At 51.2% G+C, this 16,155-nt stretch carries 15 protein-coding genes; 10 read left to right on the forward strand and 5 right to left on the reverse strand.

Features of this window, described 5'->3' with window-relative positions; genetic code table 11:
• The first annotated feature begins 6 nt into the window (after positions 1-6).
• The 8 genes from ccoS (at position 7) to ACYVJG_RS11055 (ending at position 6,262) form a co-directional block, all read left to right on the forward strand.
• Positions 7-168, forward strand: a complete 162-nt coding sequence (gene ccoS, locus ACYVJG_RS11020) for a cbb3-type cytochrome oxidase assembly protein CcoS (protein WP_022652579.1) — start codon at positions 7-9, stop codon at positions 166-168.
• A gap of 9 nt (positions 169-177) precedes the next feature.
• Positions 178-1,491, forward strand: coding sequence for an MFS transporter (locus tag ACYVJG_RS11025; protein WP_460431092.1), 1,314 nt, complete (start codon positions 178-180; stop codon positions 1,489-1,491).
• Positions 1,488-1,979: a YiiD C-terminal domain-containing protein gene (locus tag ACYVJG_RS11030; protein ID WP_460431093.1), complete on the forward strand. Its 492-nt coding sequence runs from the start codon at positions 1,488-1,490 to the stop codon at positions 1,977-1,979. Before ACYVJG_RS11025 ends, ACYVJG_RS11030 begins: the two co-directional genes overlap by 4 nt.
• Positions 1,980-1,982: 3 nt before the next feature.
• Positions 1,983-3,062 carry an efflux RND transporter periplasmic adaptor subunit gene (locus tag ACYVJG_RS11035; protein WP_460431094.1) on the forward strand — a complete coding sequence of 360 codons (1,080 nt, stop codon included), beginning with the start codon at positions 1,983-1,985 and terminating at the stop codon, positions 3,060-3,062.
• Positions 3,062-4,273 (forward strand): ABC transporter permease, encoded by a 1,212-nt coding sequence (locus tag ACYVJG_RS11040; protein WP_460431095.1) that lies wholly within the window; start codon positions 3,062-3,064, stop codon positions 4,271-4,273. Before ACYVJG_RS11035 ends, ACYVJG_RS11040 begins: the two co-directional genes overlap by 1 nt.
• A complete protein-coding gene (locus tag ACYVJG_RS11045) occupies positions 4,266-4,964 on the forward strand; it encodes an ABC transporter ATP-binding protein (protein ID WP_022652584.1) in 699 nt (232 codons plus the stop codon). Before ACYVJG_RS11040 ends, ACYVJG_RS11045 begins: the two co-directional genes overlap by 8 nt.
• Before the next feature lie 81 nt (positions 4,965-5,045).
• The gene (locus ACYVJG_RS11050) at positions 5,046-5,831 is read left to right on the forward strand and encodes an enoyl-CoA hydratase-related protein (RefSeq protein ID WP_460431096.1); all 786 of its coding nucleotides are present in this window, start codon (positions 5,046-5,048) and stop codon (positions 5,829-5,831) included.
• An 80-nt stretch (positions 5,832-5,911) separates the two neighbouring features.
• Positions 5,912-6,262 (forward strand): SpoIIAA family protein, encoded by a 351-nt coding sequence (locus tag ACYVJG_RS11055; protein WP_460431097.1) that lies wholly within the window; start codon positions 5,912-5,914, stop codon positions 6,260-6,262.
• Between the two features lie 45 nt (positions 6,263-6,307).
• Here ACYVJG_RS11055 and ACYVJG_RS11060 read toward each other — a convergent pair whose 3' ends face one another.
• The 5 genes from ACYVJG_RS11060 to mpl all read right to left on the reverse strand — a co-directional run bounded on the left by ACYVJG_RS11060 (position 6,308) and on the right by mpl (position 12,603).
• The gene (locus tag ACYVJG_RS11060; RefSeq protein ID WP_460431098.1) at positions 6,308-8,008 is read right to left on the reverse strand and encodes a sensor domain-containing diguanylate cyclase; all 1,701 of its coding nucleotides are present in this window, start codon (positions 8,006-8,008) and stop codon (positions 6,308-6,310) included.
• A 47-nt stretch (positions 8,009-8,055) separates the two neighbouring features.
• On the reverse strand, positions 8,056-8,502 hold the full coding sequence (locus ACYVJG_RS11065; protein WP_460431099.1) for a response regulator: 447 nt from the start codon (positions 8,500-8,502) through the stop codon (positions 8,056-8,058).
• The gene (locus ACYVJG_RS11070) at positions 8,503-9,819 is read right to left on the reverse strand and encodes a sensor histidine kinase (RefSeq protein ID WP_460431100.1); all 1,317 of its coding nucleotides are present in this window, start codon (positions 9,817-9,819) and stop codon (positions 8,503-8,505) included.
• Positions 9,813-11,030, reverse strand: a complete 1,218-nt coding sequence (locus ACYVJG_RS11075; RefSeq protein WP_460431101.1) for a sensor histidine kinase — start codon at positions 11,028-11,030, stop codon at positions 9,813-9,815. The genes ACYVJG_RS11070 and ACYVJG_RS11075 overlap by 7 nt, the downstream gene beginning before the upstream one ends.
• A 181-nt stretch (positions 11,031-11,211) precedes the next feature.
• Positions 11,212-12,603, reverse strand: a complete 1,392-nt coding sequence (gene mpl, locus ACYVJG_RS11080) for a UDP-N-acetylmuramate:L-alanyl-gamma-D-glutamyl-meso-diaminopimelate ligase (protein WP_460431104.1) — start codon at positions 12,601-12,603, stop codon at positions 11,212-11,214.
• Between the two features lie 213 nt (positions 12,604-12,816).
• Here mpl and ACYVJG_RS11085 point away from each other — a divergent pair, with 213 nt between their 5' ends.
• Entirely contained in the window at positions 12,817-15,678 is a 2,862-nt protein-coding gene (locus tag ACYVJG_RS11085) for a monovalent cation/H+ antiporter subunit A (RefSeq protein ID WP_460431102.1), read from the forward strand.
• On the forward strand, positions 15,666-16,007 hold the full coding sequence (locus tag ACYVJG_RS11090) for a Na+/H+ antiporter subunit C (RefSeq protein ID WP_022652593.1): 342 nt from the start codon (positions 15,666-15,668) through the stop codon (positions 16,005-16,007). The genes ACYVJG_RS11085 and ACYVJG_RS11090 overlap by 13 nt, the downstream gene beginning before the upstream one ends.
• Positions 16,008-16,155 lie beyond the last annotated feature (148 nt).

The following is a 16,155-nucleotide window of genomic DNA, read 5'->3' on the forward strand; positions in this document are numbered from 1 at the left end:
GGAATCATGGAAAGCCTGTATCTGTTAATCCCACTGAGTATTGTCTTGGTGTTCGTGATTGGCGTGATTTTTTGGTGGGCAACACGGTCGGGCCAGTTTGATGATTTGGAAGGCCCCGGTCATCGCATTTTATTGGATGATGACGATCAACCTTCAACGCGAAAATAGGCTAAAACCATGCAGCACACCTCTTTTGCGTTTTTTGCCTCACGTCGTTTTTTGCCGCTGTTTCTAACGCAATTTCTTGGCGCATTAAACGACAATTTAATGAAAACCGCGTTGTTGGTGATGGTCAGTTACGCCGGCCTACACTTTGCAGGTTTGCCGCCCGAACAAATTGTCAACCTTGCCTCAGCAGCATTTATCTTGCCGTTTTTTTTGTTCTCAGCCACGGCTGGCCGCTTGGCAGAAAAATACGATAAAGCACAGGTTGCCAAACTGACCAAAGTGGCGGAATTGGTGATTATGGCGCTGGCTGCATGGGGGTTTTTACAGCAGCATGTTGGATTATTGCTGTTCACTTTGTTTCTGATGGGCGCGCAATCCACGTTTTTTGGCCCCGTCAAATATGCCGTGTTACCACAGTATCTCAAAGGCAATGAATTATTAGGCGGCAATGGCCTGATCGAGATGGGGACATTTATTGCCATCTTGATTGGGCAAATGGGGGGTGCACTGTTGATGCAATATGGCGATAGCAGCAGCGTCTTGGCTTTATTAGCCGTGGCGTTGTTGGGTTGGCTGGCCAGCCTATTTTTGCCCCCGGCTCCCGCCGCCGCGCCACATCTCACCGTGTCTTACAACATCATCGGTGATACCCGACAATTACTGCGCGCCACCAAGCAATATCGCGAGGTTTCGGCCTCGATTATGGGTATTTCGTGGTTTTGGCTGCTTGGTGCCACCTACACCACACAAATGCCAACCTTTACCCGTTTGCATTTACAGGGTGATGCCTCGGTCTACACCCTAATTCTTACCCTCTTTTCACTCGGCATCGCCATTGGGTCCATTTTGTGCGCCAAGCTGTCACGGGGTCGTTTGGAATTGGGTTTGGTGTTAATGGGTGGGGCCGGCATGACCGTGTTCGGGGTGGATTTATATTTTTCGGTGCAATCGCTTACCCCGACGCATCATTTACTCAGCCTAAGCGAGTTTCTCAACCAAGCACAGCATTGGCGCAGTTTGCTGGATTTTCTCGGGATTGGGATTGCCGGTGGCTTTTTCACCGTCCCGCTTTACACTTGGCTGCAGACTGCCAGCCCAGAAGATTTCCGTGCCCAAGCGATTGCCGCCAACAACATTATCAATGGGCTGTATATGGTGGTATCGGCAGCGCTCAGTATGGCGCTGTTAGCCCTGACCCATAGTATTGCCCTGCTATTGCTGTGTATTTCCCTTGCCAATCTTTTGGCCATGTGGCGTTTGTGCCACCTCGCCCCCGAGGTGTGGCATAACCGTGGCACATGGCTGCAACGAGGTCCCTCTTGAACACCATCACCTCATCCTGTGAGTTAGCCTTAGGCTGTTGGCCAAGCGCAGCTGCATTGACCACCTATTTGCACCACCATATTCCGCTGACCGCTGCCATGCAGCTCAGCGTCCAAACCGCTTCAGAACAGGGGCTTACCCTACAACTGCCCTTGGCACCCAACCACAATCACCAAGGCACCGCCTTTGGTGGCAGTTTATCGACAGCGGCAACAGTGGCGGCATGGAGTTATCTCAGTGGTCGCTTAGCCGCCAACAGCCTGCGTGCAGTGGTCGTCGTGGCGCGGGCGGAACAGCGGTTTTTGGCACCGGTGGCAGAGGATTTTGTGGTACAGGCACTCGCGCCAAGCGAAAGCGATTGGGCTGATTTTTGGCACCGCTTACAGCATAAAGGCCGCGCCAGCTTAACCCTCACAGCCGAAATCAAACCTAACGGGGAACTTGCCTTGGTATTTGAAGGTCGTTTTCACGTTTCTGTCATCGAGTAAGTTATGCAAAATCGTCTTCCGTGGTGGTTATGGCTGGTATTGCTGGCGATGTTGTTAGCGGCAGGATGGGGCTGGCGGGTGTGGCAAGGGCCTACAGTGGCCGTCAGTCAGGTTTTCACACAAGACATCACGCAAACCCTGCTGGCCAGTGGCCGTGTCACCGCGCAAATCGAATCCACCCTCGGAAGCACCCTTACCGCCCGCGTTGTAGCCACCCCCATTGCTGAAGGCAGTGAGGTCAGTGCCGGTACCGCCTTATTGCAACTCGATGACAGCGAAGCCCAAGCCGAAGTGGCTCGCAATCAAGCCAATCTCGCCGAAGCCGCCGCCACCCTTGCCGAAGCAAACAGTCAACACCACCGCCAGCAACAATTGGCGCGTGCAGGCTTTATCAGCGCGGCCGCCCTCGATCAGTCACAGAAAAGCTTACAACTGGCACAAACCCGCCTTGCCGCAGCTGAAGCACAAGTGGCACTGGCTGAACGTAAATTAGCGCAATATGTGATTCGAGCGCCCCAAGCTGGGCGTGTGGTAAAGCGACTGGTGGAACAAGGTGATTTATTGACTGCTGGCAAAGCGGCGTTGACCTTTGCTGCCGCTGGGCCATTGGAATTGCGGGTGGATGCTGATGAGCGTTACCTTGCTCGCCTGCGGGTTGGACAGCCGGCGCGAGTGGTGGCCGATGCCTTCCCCGATCAGCCTTTTGATGCCACAGTCCGCGAGCTTGCCACGCAAGTTGACCGTGAACGCGGCATCTTAGAAGTGAAACTGGCTTTGCCACAGCCACCGGCTTTTTTAAAGCATGACATGACAGTATCGACTGAGATTATTCTTGGCCAACGGCAACAGGCTTTGTTATTGCCACAGGAAACCATTCGTGACAGTGCAACAGAACCGTGGGTGTGGAAGGTCGAACAAAACCAGCTGCAAAAAACCTCGGTCAAAATTGGCCTCAGCAGCCGTGGTTGGGTCGAGATTATTTCGGGTTTGAAAGCAGGCGATTGGGTCGTTAATAGCCCACTGATTTTCGAAGCAGGGCAAACTATCCGTCCCGAACCCCTCTCCGCAACAAAGGCAAACTGATGCAATTTATCTGGACGGTGGCATGGCGTTTGTTGCGAGAAGGCCGTTTTCAAAGCGTGCTCATTCTCAGCGGTGTCACGTTGGGGGTGGCGGTGGTGGTGTATATCACGGCGATTGTGAACGGTTTACAAGCCAACTTAATTAACAAAACCCTCTCGACACAAGCCCATATTGTGTTACGGCCAGCAGATGAAGATAACCGCGCAGTGGTCAATCAGCCGTGGGTGTTAAGTGATGTGCAAAAACGCACCCAACGCGAACGCACATTGCGTGATTGGACTGCCAGCCGTGATCTGGCCCTTGCCACCCCGGGGGTCAAACACAGTGCTGCATTGGCCAGTGGCCCAGCCTTTGCGGTAAAAGGCGGGGTGCGTAAATCGGTCTCGTTGATGGGGGTGGAGCTCGACGATTATCAACGCATTGTGCCGTTACAGGAAAAACTGCGGGCAGGTCGGTTGGCGCTACCGAATGGCTCAGTGATGATCGGGGTGGAACTGGCAGCAGATTTGGGGTTGAAGGTTGGTGATCGGTTGCGCTTTGATGCTGGTGGAGATCGCGAGGAAAGTTTCACAGTCAGTGGGATTTTGGACTTCGGTTTGAAAGACCTCAACCGGCGCTGGGTATTATTGCCTTTACGAGCGGGGCAGTCGTTATTAGGTCATCCGCTGGAAATTACCGAGCTGTATTTAACCGTCGATGACCTATTTCATGCTGACCAAACCGCCTTGCGTGTCGCCGCCCGCACCGGTTTGAAAGCCGAAAGTTGGATTGAAAGCAATGCCCAACTGATGACAGCACTACGCAGCCAACGCGCATCTAGCACCATGATTCGGGTATTTGTGATGATTGCTGTGGCATTCGGCATCGCCAGTGTGCTGGTGGTATCGGTGGTGCAACGACAACGCGAGATTGGCATTTTACGGGCAATGGGCACCCCCTCTTCGCGCATTATGTGGATTTTCTTGTTGCAAGGCGGGATGGTCGGTTTAGTCGGTTCTGCCGCTGGTTCTCTACTTGGTGCGGCGATTGCCAGTGGTTTTTCTCGCTTAGCAGCCCAACCAGATGGCACACCCTTATTCCCAGTCGATTTATCACCAGAGCTGTTTATCAGTACCGCGTTGACCGCCACCTTGGTCGGGGTGTTGTCGGCCTTGGCGCCAGCCAGACGAGCAGCGCGTTTAGACCCTGTTGAGGCGATTCGCTATGGCTAACGTGCTAGAACTACAGGCGATTCGTAAACAATACGGTGGGGGCAATGCCCCCATTGTTGAGGTATTACACGGCATTGATTTCAGCCTGCAAGAGGGTGAATTTGTTGCTTTGACAGGGCCATCAGGGTCGGGTAAATCGACTTTGCTCAATTTAATGGGCCTATTAGAACGGCCCAGCCAAGGCGAATTGCTGATTGCCGAACAAGCCACTTCGCCGCTCGACGATAACCAACGCACCGCATTACGCAATCGCTATCTTGGTTTTGTGTTTCAGTTTCATCATCTGCTGCCGGCGTTTAGCGCGATGGAAAATGTACTGATGCCAATGTTTGCTGGACAGGGAAAACGCACTCGGGCGATGGAAGAACGGGCCCTGTTTTTGCTTGAGCGTGTGGGTCTTGCTGCCCACGCCCATAAAAAACCGGTTCAGCTCTCGGGTGGTCAACAACAACGAGTGGCGATTGTGCGAGCCCTTGCCAATCAACCGCGTCTGGTGTTGGCCGATGAGCCAACCGGCAATTTAGACAGTCAAACAGCCGATGAAGTATTCCAACTGATGCGCAGCATCAATCAACAAGATGGGGTGACATTTTTGATTGTGACACATGATCCCCGTTTGGCTGCGCGGACAGATCGTGAAATCAATCTGGTCGATGGCCAAATTGCACGGGATATCCACCAGCCGATTTGACATGATTTCTTCATCATTGCGTGGACACAGACATGCTATGTTTGCTGAGCATTGCCCGTTTTTCTGCATAAAGGACGCATGATGGAACAGGTTTTACGTTATCACAGCCAAGATGGTGTTGTGACGCTCACCCTGACTCGGCCCGATCTTCACAATCCTTTCGGTGCGGCATTGATGCAAGCATTGAATAGGGCTTTAGATCAGCTTGAGCAAGAGACCGCACTGCGCGTCGTGGTCTTGGCGGCACAAGGGATGAGTTTTTCCACTGGGTTTGAAAATGAGTGGCTGTTACAACTGTCACAACACGCCAATGCCGAGACCTTTAGCGCCGAAGCCACCGAACTGTCACGCCTCTTGGCACGACTCGATCAACTTCCCGTACCGGTGATTGCGCGGGTACAGGGGTCGGCCTTTGGAGTGGGGTTGGCATTAATTGCGTGTGCAGATGTGGCAATTGCCGTACCAGAGGCCTTATTTGGTTTCTCGGATGTCAAACTTGGCTGGGCACCTGCGGTGATTGCACCGTATGTGCAACGCGCCATCGGCACCCGCGCCACCCGTCGCTATTTCGTAACCGCTGAACGCTTTAATGCCCGCAAGGCCAAACGACTGGGGTTGATTCACCAAATTGTCGCTGCGAATGAACTCGATCACACGGTCAATATGCTGATTCAACATGTCAAACATAACAGCCCACAAGCAATTGCAGCCGCCAAGCGGCTGTTACATGAATTAGAAACCCCGCGTTTGGATGAAACCGTACAACAACGGCTGATTGCGCTTACCGCAGAAAATAGCCAACAAGCCCAAGCACAAGAAGGGTTACAGGCATTTGTCGAGCGCCGCAAACCCAGTTGGTCAATCTAGTGGCCCCCTTGCCTGTTGTTGAATTTCCGGCCATGCTGTAAGCGTTGGCGATGGCCATCAACAGGCAAAGGACACTCCAGATGATTACCATAGAACATACCCCATACGGCCTTGACGTCAGCTTATTTAGCGAATTTACGCTGCATGATTTCAAGGAAATGGAACAAGCGGTGTTGGAATGCGTGCAAAAAGGGGAAAAACCCAGTGTATTGGTCGATCTGACCCAAGTGATGGATTTCACCATCGACATGGCACTGGAAGAATTGAAATTTATGCGCGCCCATGAACACGACTTCCACCGCATCGCCGTCGCTGTCAGCGACACTTGGATGAAGCTTGCCGCTCATCTGGCAGGTCTGTTCACCCATACCGAAGTGCAGTATTTTGACGACAGTGCCAGTGCGCGCCGTTGGTTAGAAACTGCCGACTAAAAACGGGCGGGGTGTGGTGCTCTCCGCCACACCCTCACACCTGAGTTAACCTACAAACAAAGCTTCCACCCGATTTCGCCCATTGGCTTTCGCTTGATATAAGGCATCATCCGCCCGTAACAGCGCCTGATCGGCACTGACATCACAAGGGTGAATCAACGTCAGGCCAATACTTGAAGAATAGGCAATCGGTGGTTGTGATGAAGTTGGGGTGGTGGCAATGGTTTGACGCAAACGCTCGGCATACGCTTTGGCGCCATCAGGGGTAATACCGGTTAACAACACAGCAAATTCTTCCCCACCCAACCGGCCAGCCATATCACTCAAACGCAGTTCATGCATCAGCAAAGAGGCAAAGTGTTTTAATACCTCATCACCGCCGGCATGACCGTAGGTGTCGTTGATTCGCTTAAAGCGATCTAGGTCTAACATCAACACCGCGACAGAACTATCTGGAAAACAACGACAACGCTGCCATTCCATTTCCAACCGTGACATAAAGGCTCGCCGGTTGGGTAGGCCAGTCAAGGTATCGGTGCTGGCCAAGGTACGCAGTTCATCTTCTAGGGCTTTACGTTGTGTAATGTCTTGTTTGATGCCGATGAAATGGGTGATTTTACTGTGGTTGTCCAATACCGGTGTAATGGTCATTTCTTCGTGGTACAGATCACCACTCTTGCGCCGGTTGAGCAATTCACCACGCCATGATTGGCCATTGAGAATGGCGTCCCACATGGCACGATAAAATTCCTCGTCTTGATGACCCGATTTCACCAACTCTTTCGGCTTACGCCCCATCGCCTCGCCAACGGAATAGCCAGTGAGTTTTTCAAACGCAGGGTTGACCCACTCAATCACCGCGTCGGTATCAGTAATCACAATCGCATTATCGGCGGCTTCTAGTGCGGTATGCAGCAGATGCAGACGCATTTCGGCCAATTTACGTTGTGTGATATCGAGGTGAATACCGGCGGCGCGCAGTGGCTGGCCATGTTTATCACGCTGCAAAATACGGCCACTGCTGAATATCCACACCCAATGTCCAGCCACATGGCACATGCGGTATTCTTGTTCGTAGATTGGGCTACGCCCTTCGAGATGATCCAACAGTGCCGCTTCGACTCGAGGGCGGTCTTCTGGATGAATCAGCGCCCGCCAAGCGGCCGTGGTTTCAATATTGGCAATAGTTGAGTCATCTTGATAACCCAACATCGTGCGCCAGCGTGAATTGATTAACAGCTGGTCGGACGCAATGGTCCAATCCCATGTCCCAAGGCCAGCGCCATCCAACGCCAGCTGCATCCGTTCTCGTGAGGCTTCTAATGCTTGTTCTAGCTCATGGCGGCTGAGGGCATAGCGAATGGCGCGTTCGAGTTGGTCGGCAGCGATATTCTCTTTTAAAAGATAGTCCTGCACACCGGCTTCGAGGGTTTGTAGGGCAAATTCGGTATCGTGATGGCCGGTTAAGACCACCACCGGCACCCCGTCTAATAACGCTTGTACCGTTTGGATGGTCTGTAAACCAAATGAATCGGGCAAGTTCAAGTCCAACAACACGATGTCGAACATCTCATCGCCATGGCGAGGGTGTTGTTCCCATTCATGTAGTTCACGCAAACAGCTCATCCATGTCACTTGAAATGACACATGTTGTGCCTGACGCAAAGCAAAACGAATTAAACCAGCATCACCGGCCTCGTCTTCAATCAATAAGACATGGATATTTTTTTGCTGTTGCCCGTCCATTTCTCCCCCTACGTATCTTGCCGTACTGCACAGCAAAGCTGCCCAGTCTAGTTCACTTTTGGCAATTTCACCAAAGTAAACCAATAGTTTTCTATTTGCTTCACCGCTTGGATAAATTGTTCCATATCGACCGGCTTGGTGATGTAACCACTGGCACCCAATTGGTAAGAAGCCGTGATATCACGTTCGACATCAGAAGTGGTGAGCACAACGACGGGAACACTGTTTAAGGTGGGGTCGGCTTTGAGATGACGCAGGAACTCTTTGCCATCCATGCGCGGCATATTCAAATCCAATAAAATAAGATCTGGCGTGGGTGCTGCTTGATATTTCCCTTCACGCCGTAAAAAAGCCAACCCTTCCACCCCATCGAGTACATGATGCAAGTTTGATAAAACATGACCTTCACGCAAGGCTATTTTTACCAAGTGGGCATCGGCTAATTCATCTTCGACTAATAAAATTTCAACCGGTGGTGGGCTCATTAACATCATTTATCCTAAAGTATTCTTCAATTCAACAATCACCACCGTGCCATGTGGCATGTTCTCTTCAATCCAAACGCGACCGCCGGCACTTTCCACAATGCGCTGCACAATCGCCAAACCCACGCCGGTATGTGAATTATCATCTTGTACCGTCACCCTCTCGAACGCTCGAAAGACCCGTAGACGGTATTCTGGCTCGATCCCAATACCATTATCCGCAATGCGATATTGGCTACGATTGGCTGTCATTTTGCCGGAGAGGGTAATGCAGGGTTGACGCGAGGGTTCGGTGTATTTCAGTGCATTTTCAATCAAAATACTCAACACATCACGCAAACGAGGCCGATCTAATACGCAGTTTGGTAAAACATCAATTTCGATTTTCGCATTTTTTTGTAAAATTTGGTTGCCTAATCGCTGCACCACTTCATGAGCGACCTCGGTGACATCCTGCTGTCGCATCTCACCACGCGGCTCGCTCGCAGCTAAATAGAGCTGAATATCACGCACTAAATGGCGCAAACGATGGGCCCCTTCACGAATAAAGCGCAGTGCCAACAGGCTGTCTTCATCTTTCAGCTCTTTACTCAGCGCATTATTTAAGAATTGGGCGTAGCTATCTAAACGGCGAATCGGCTCCATTAAATGATGGGCCGACACTTCTGCAAACCGGCGCAATGTTTGATTGGCGTGGTCTAATGCTTCGGCATGTTGTTTCAAACTGGCATTCAGTAGGCGACGCCGGTAAATGTTATACAACAAAGCAATAATCAAGCCCGCTTGTAATAACAAAAAGAAATACAGCAAGTTGTAAAATTGTTGTTCTTGTTCGCGAATTTCTTTGACTTTTTCATTCACCATCTGTTCAAGACGGTTCTGATAATTCCACAGCGCAGGTTCACTTTGGCGGCGGGTCGAGACATCGTGCACCACAGATAGCAAGAGATCTTCACCATCAAAGGTATAAGGGCGCGAAAACACCTCAACGGTACGGAAATCACCATTTTGTAAACGATGGCGAAAGATAAAGTGATTGCGTCCTTCTTTGAGCGCTAAGAGTCGTTCTTCAGCAATCTGCTGTGGGCTCAAGGTGTTGATTTCGTCAATCTTCATCTTCAGCATCTGTTCGCGGTGATAGCCATAGAACGCTACCGCACTGGTGTTCACGTCGCGAATTTCCCCCGATTTCGGTTCAATTAACAACATCACCAATGGATGTTTATCGAAAAAATCACGAAAAGCAGGTTCGGCCTGAACAGGAATAGCCATCACGGCCAACAACACAGCCATCAGCCAGCGTATGGCGCGCAATAGCGTCAGCACAAGTCCTCTTTCTCTGCGTCAGTTGGCAGCAAGGGGAGTGAGAACCAAAAAGTGGCACCAAGGCCTTCGCCTTCAGAATGCACCCCAATTTCGCCATCGTGATGTTGCACAATCCGCCGGCACAACGCCAATCCCACTCCACATCCTTCAAAACGTGAGCGGGCTTGTAAGCGAGAGAACACTTTAAACAGACGATCAATATGGGCAGGGTTAATGCCAATTCCATAATCACGCACCGACACCCGCCATGTCTTTTCTTGGCAGGCGCTGTTGATTTGGATAATCGGTGCCTGTGCAACATCATGATATTTCAAGGCATTACCGATCAAATTTTGAAATAACCGCACCATTTCATCGCGACTCACAGTGGCTTGCGGCCACTCACCCTGTACGGTAATGCTGGCAGCAGCTTGAACAATATCAGGCTGCAAAAAAGCCAGCGCCTCATCTAAAGTCTCACGGGTAGAGAGCAACTGTTTGGGCGAGGTTTTACGGCCAACCCGCGAATACTCCAGCAATGAAACAATCATACTGTCCATTCGCCGCGCGCCATCAAGGGCAAAAGCAAGAAATTCCTGTTCGTCGTCTTGTAAACGACCACTCAGACTGCGCTCTAATAGCTGTAAATAGCTACTGACCATCCGCAACGGTTGTCGCATATCGTGCGACACCGCGTAGGCAAACTGTTCTAAATCGGCATTCGATGCTTGTAACTGACGAGCTTGTTCAGCCAACACCGCTTCGTGATGTTTACGGCGGCTGATGTCGGCAATAAAACCATGCCATAACACTGAGCCATCGTCTAAACGGCGCGGCGTGGCACGGCCTTCTAACCAAATCCAGCCTTTGGTTGGATGGTGAGCACGATATTCAAGATGCCAAATTGACAGACTCTCGGCGGATGCTTGAATCGATTGTCGAATGCGTTCGAGGTCGTTGGGATCTAAAACGGCAAAAACTGGCGAGGCGTCATCAACCACTTGTTGCGGCGTGACGCCGTAGACATCAAAAATCCCTTCGCTGGCATACGGAAAACAAGAACTCCCATTCGGACGCAGTAAATAGAGGTACACCACGCCGGGGACATGGTGAGCTAACTCACGCAAAGAGGCCTCGGCTTGCCAGCTAGCGTGAGGTTTGGCTAGATGATACGCCGCATAGTGCGCCAGTGCGGGAGAGGCCAGAAAACGATAGCGATAGGTAGTGGGCATAAAACATTCCCAAAAAATTAGGCAATTTCCGCGTCCTCGCGGGAAATAAGGATACTTTTCGCGATTTTAAGCTATTTTTAACTTTATAGGCGCGACCTGCTGCAGCAATTCACATAAAATTGCCTAATATCAAATTGGCAATTTTTTTGGCAAATTATTGAGCACCCACTACCAATTTAGCTTAATTTTTTGGCTTAGCTAATGCGTCTAGCAATTGCTGGTGAATACCGTTGAAACTACCATTACTCATCACCAAAATATGATCACCTTCTTGAGCAAAACGCACCACATCAGCCACTAATTCAGGGCATGATTCAAAACAGCGCGCTTTCTCTCCCAAAGGGGACAATGCCGCCGCCGCATCCCAACCCAATTGATATTGATAACACCACACCTGATCGGCTTCATGCAAACTTGTGGCTAAGGCATCTTTTAAGGTACCCAATTTCATGGTGTTCGAACGGGGTTCGAGTAGCGCCAAAATCCGCCCTTGTGTCCCAACCCTAGCACGCAAGCCAGCAACAGTCGTCGCAATGGCCGTTGGATGGTGGGCAAAATCATCATAAACCGTCACGCCGGCAACCACGCCGCGCACTTCCATCCGCCGTTTGACGTTACGGAAAGACGCTAGGGCAGCAATCGCTTGGGTAGGCGGAACACCCACATGGCGGGCAGCAGCAATCGCCGCCAGCGCATTATGGCGATTATGTTCGCCAAGCAAGTCCCATTCCACTCGCCCTTGTTTGATACCGGCATACCAGACATTAAAATGTCCCTGTGCATCGGCCTCGCCAGCCATCCACCCACCTTGTTCAGCAAAATATTCCACCGGCGACCACAAACCACGCGCCAATACCCGATCTAAACTCGGGGCTTGGCCATTGACGATCAATTTACCTTGGCTCGGTACAGTCCGCACTAAATGGTGAAATTGTGTTTCAATCGCTGCTAAATCGGCGAAGATGTCCGCATGATCGAATTCAAGATTATTCAAAATCGCGGTACGCGGATGATAGTGAACAAACTTTGAGCGTTTATCGAAAAAGGCAGTGTCGTATTCGTCGGCTTCAATCACAAAAAACGGACTCCGGCTGTTGAGATCTTGCCGTGGTGTCTGTGGCAAACGTGCCGACACACCAAAGTTTTCTGGTACACCCCCAATTAAAAACCCCGGTGCTAAACCTGCTTCTTCTAAAATCCACGTCAACATGGCCGTGGTGGTAGTTTTGCCGTGAGTCCCAGCCACAGCCAACACCCACAAGCCCTGTAATACATGCTCGGCTAACCACTGCGGCCCCGAGGTATAGGGTAAACCCCGATTGAGAATTTCCTCAATCACTGGCATACCTCGCTTGGCAACGTTGCCTATCACATAACAATCGGCATCAAGGCCATCCAGTTGATCGGCCGCAAAGCCTTGGGTGATATCAATTCCCAGTGCTGCCAGTTGGGTTGACATGGGAGGATACACTTGGGCATCACAGCCGGTAACGGTATGCCCTGCTGCCCGTGCCAATGCAGCAATGCCGCCCATGAATGTGCCGCAGATGCCAATGATATGAATATGCATAATTAACGTGTCTTAAGCAGAATTAAAGCCAGCAAGGTTAAAACAAAAATGGCCTTTCCGCGACGTTCGCTCTTAGTGTCATTGGAACGCTGTCTGTCAACGACACCCGTTATGCTTGCATAGCAACTTGTTTGCCACGGCAGTTATACTTCGCCCCTTGTTGTGCAGTGCTTTCGCACTGCGTGGTTATTGTTTACACGCCAGGACAGTCTAATCATGAGTCTTGCCCTGATTGTCATGCTGCCCTTTATAGGTGCTTTGTTTCCTGCTTTGTTACTACGAGCAGGGCGAAATGCCTGCGCCACAGCGACTTTCACTTTTAGCCTAGCGGCTTTTATTTTACTGATCTTTCAAGCACCCGCCGTGTTGCAAGGTGAAACCTTGCACGCCAGTTGGCAATGGTTGCCTAAACTGGGGCTTGCGGTTTCTTTTATGCTTGATGGATTAGGTCTGTTATTTGCAGGATTGATCCTTGGTATTGGCTTATTGGTGATTTTTTACGCCCGTTTCTACCTGTCAAAACAGGACAATATGGGCAGCTTCTACACCTATTTGCTGTTATTCCAAGGGGCGATGCTTGGCATCGTTTTGTCAGATAACATCCTGTTAATTCTGGTGTTTTGGGAATTAACCAGCCTGTCCTCTTTCTTGCTGATCGGTTATTGGAAACATCTTCCAGCGGGACGACAAGGGGCACGCATGGCCCTGACAGTCACGGGTGCGGGTGGTTTAAGTTTGATTGCGGGGTTGATGTTACTCGGTCATATTGTCGGTTCGTACGACCTCAGTGTGATGTTACAACACCGCGAGTTAATTCAATCCTCCCCTCTCTATTTGCCCGCACTGTTACTGATTCTGGGTGGCTGTTTTACTAAATCGGCACAATTCCCTTTCCATTTTTGGTTGCCCCATGCGATGGCCGCCCCAACACCGGTATCGGCCTATTTGCACTCGGCCACGATGGTCAAAGCCGGTATTTTTCTGTTGGCGCGCTTATGGCCGGTGTTGTCGGGCACACCAGAATGGTTCTATCTCGTCGCCACCACAGGTCTGATCACCATGTTGGTTGCGGCATGGATTGCGCTGTTCAAAGATGACTTAAAAGGGCTGTTGGCGTTTTCGACGGTCAGCCATCTTGGATTGATTACACTCTTGTTGGGGTTGGGTAGCCCGATGGCTGCTGTCGCCGCAGTGTTCCACATCATCAACCACGCGACTTTTAAAGCTGCGTTGTTTATGAATGCAGGCATCGTGGATCATGAAACAGGCACCCGCGACATCAAACAACTGGGGGGACTGTGGCATTTGATGCCCATTACAGCGACCTTAGCCATGGTTGCCGCTGCATCGATGGCAGGGGTGCCCTTACTCAATGGCTTCTTGTCAAAAGAGATGATGTTAGAACAAGTGGCACAGACCGCTTGGTTAGACCAACCGTGGCTCATGGCAATCATCGCCACGCTCGCTGCACTGTGTTCGGTGGCCTATTCCTTCCGCTATATCGTGCATGTGTTCTTTGGCCCACAACGCCATGACTATCCCCATCACCCACATGATCCACCGCTGGGTATGTGGTTGCCGCCAGCGATCTTGGTGTGTTTGGTGATTTTAATTGGCTTATTCCCACAAACTTTTGCCGGTGCATTGGTTGCCAGCAGTGCCAAAGCGGTGATTGGCGGTGCCTTGCCGGATTATCACTTGGCCATTTGGCATGGCGTGACGCCTGCATTATGGATGAGTGTGATCGCGCTGATCGGTGGTTTAAGCCTGTTGGCCAGCTATCGCAAAGTCCGCTCGGCATGGGAGGCAGGGCCACATCCTGATGCAAAAGCGATGTTCCAAGTCTGGATCAAAGGTTTAGTACAGCTTGCACAGATGGCAAGTCACGGTTTACACAATGGTTCATTGCAACGCTATTTGGCGTGGATGGTGGGTGCAGCCGTGGTTGTCGGCTATGGCGCATTTATGAATAGCAGTTTAAGCGCCGGTAGCCGCGAGTTACTGCCTGCCCATCCCACCGCCATCGCCGCTTGGCTGTTATTGATCCTCGGTTGTCTGTTAACGGTGTGGTTACATCATCAACGACTGTTGGCCCTGATTATGGTCGGGGTGATTGGCATGGTGGTGTGTGTCGGCTTTGTCTATCTCTCAGCGCCCGATCTGGCCTTAACCCAAATCTCGGTTGAGGTCGTGACTGTGATCCTGATGTTATTAGCATTAAATGTCTTGCCCAAAACCACACCTAAAGAAAGTGGGTTTGGCCGTAAAGGGCGCGATATTTTGTTAGCCACGTCCGCAGGGGTTGGTATTGCCACATTGGTATGGGCGTTCCTGACTCGTGATTTCACCACCCTATCTGACTACTACCTTGCTGAATCGCTGCCGGGTGGGGGAGGTACCAATGTGGTCAACGTCATCTTGGTTGATTTCCGTGGTTTTGATACCTATGGCGAAATCACTGTGTTGGGCATTGCTGCTCTGCTGATTTTTGCCTTGTTAGATGGCGCCTTACATGGCGGCAGTGCGGCCAAACGATTGGCACAATGGCTACCCGATCAAGCCCGTGCGGCGGATCGGCACCCACTAATGCTCGTCGTCGCGGCGCGTGTGATGTTGCCTTTGGCGTTGTTAGTTGGCGTGTTTATCTTCTTGCGCGGTCACAATGTCCCCGGGGGCGGCTTTATCGCTGGCCTAGTGGTATCCGTCGCGTTAATCATGCAATACATGGCCAGTGGCTTTGGTTGGGCGGCACAGAAAATCCGCCTTGATTACCATGCGATGATTGGCTCGGGCGTGTTGTTGGCCGGCTTAACCGGTATTGGCTCGTGGTTATTTGGTTATCCGTTCTTAACCAGCAGTGTGCTGCATCTTGATCTACCGGCATTGGGTGAGATTCATATTGCGTCTGCGATGTTCTTCGATGCAGGCGTGTTCTCGGTAGTGGTGGGTGCCACCATGTTAGCGTTGTCTCAACTGTCACAAATTGGACGCCGCGCCGAAGCCCTCCCCGTCAATCAAGCGGCGATGGATTGTGATCCATCCCACCCCTTGCAGAAGGACCCCTCATGGAAGCCTTAGTTGCCTCAGCTGTCGGCGTCTTAACCGCCGCAGGGATTTACCTCTTATTGCGTGGCCGCACCTTTCCGGTGGTATTAGGGCTGGCCTTGTTGTCGTATGCCACCAATATCTTTTTGTTTGCTATCGGTCGGTTGAAAATCAATCAAGCCCCGATCTTAAGTGATACCGCCCTAGGCTATACCGACCCGTTACCACAAGCGTTGGTGTTGACTGCGATTGTGATTTCTTTTGCGATGACCGCAGTGATTGTGGTGATGTCATTACGCAGCTATTTGGAAAGCGGCTCTGACCACGTGGATGGCGCACAACAGAACAAGGAGGAGGCGTAAATAACCCTCGACTGAAGTCGCAGGCTTTATTGTGAAACGAGAGCATGGTTGATCCCATTTCCAACATCAGGCGTATTTACAGCCGCCCTTGGCGAGACGGCGGTCTCGCCAATGCGGGCAAGGTTCCGACTTGCATTCAAGTCGCTGT

Source organism: Aquaspirillum soli, assembly GCF_054781915.1.

What these genes read in the sequence shown, in the direction of transcription:
- ccoS (WP_022652579.1), top strand. Translation starts at nt 7, where the DNA reads ATGGAAAGCCTGTATCTGTTAATCCCACTGAGTATTGTCTTGGTGTTC.
- ACYVJG_RS11025 (WP_460431092.1), top strand. Translation starts at nt 178, where the DNA reads ATGCAGCACACCTCTTTTGCGTTTTTTGCCTCACGTCGTTTTTTGCCG.
- ACYVJG_RS11035 (WP_460431094.1), top strand. Translation starts at nt 1,983, where the DNA reads ATGCAAAATCGTCTTCCGTGGTGGTTATGGCTGGTATTGCTGGCGATG.
- ACYVJG_RS11040 (WP_460431095.1), top strand. Translation starts at nt 3,062, where the DNA reads ATGCAATTTATCTGGACGGTGGCATGGCGTTTGTTGCGAGAAGGCCGT.
- ACYVJG_RS11045 (WP_022652584.1), top strand. Translation starts at nt 4,266, where the DNA reads ATGGCTAACGTGCTAGAACTACAGGCGATTCGTAAACAATACGGTGGG.
- ACYVJG_RS11050 (WP_460431096.1), top strand. Translation starts at nt 5,046, where the DNA reads ATGGAACAGGTTTTACGTTATCACAGCCAAGATGGTGTTGTGACGCTC.
- ACYVJG_RS11055 (WP_460431097.1), top strand. Translation starts at nt 5,912, where the DNA reads ATGATTACCATAGAACATACCCCATACGGCCTTGACGTCAGCTTATTT.
- ACYVJG_RS11060 (WP_460431098.1), bottom strand. Translation starts at nt 8,008, where the DNA reads ATGGACGGGCAACAGCAAAAAAATATCCATGTCTTATTGATTGAAGAC.
- ACYVJG_RS11065 (WP_460431099.1), bottom strand. Translation starts at nt 8,502, where the DNA reads ATGATGTTAATGAGCCCACCACCGGTTGAAATTTTATTAGTCGAAGAT.
- ACYVJG_RS11075 (WP_460431101.1), bottom strand. Translation starts at nt 11,030, where the DNA reads ATGCCCACTACCTATCGCTATCGTTTTCTGGCCTCTCCCGCACTGGCG.
- ACYVJG_RS11085 (WP_460431102.1), top strand. Translation starts at nt 12,817, where the DNA reads ATGAGTCTTGCCCTGATTGTCATGCTGCCCTTTATAGGTGCTTTGTTT.
- ACYVJG_RS11090 (WP_022652593.1), top strand. Translation starts at nt 15,666, where the DNA reads ATGGAAGCCTTAGTTGCCTCAGCTGTCGGCGTCTTAACCGCCGCAGGG.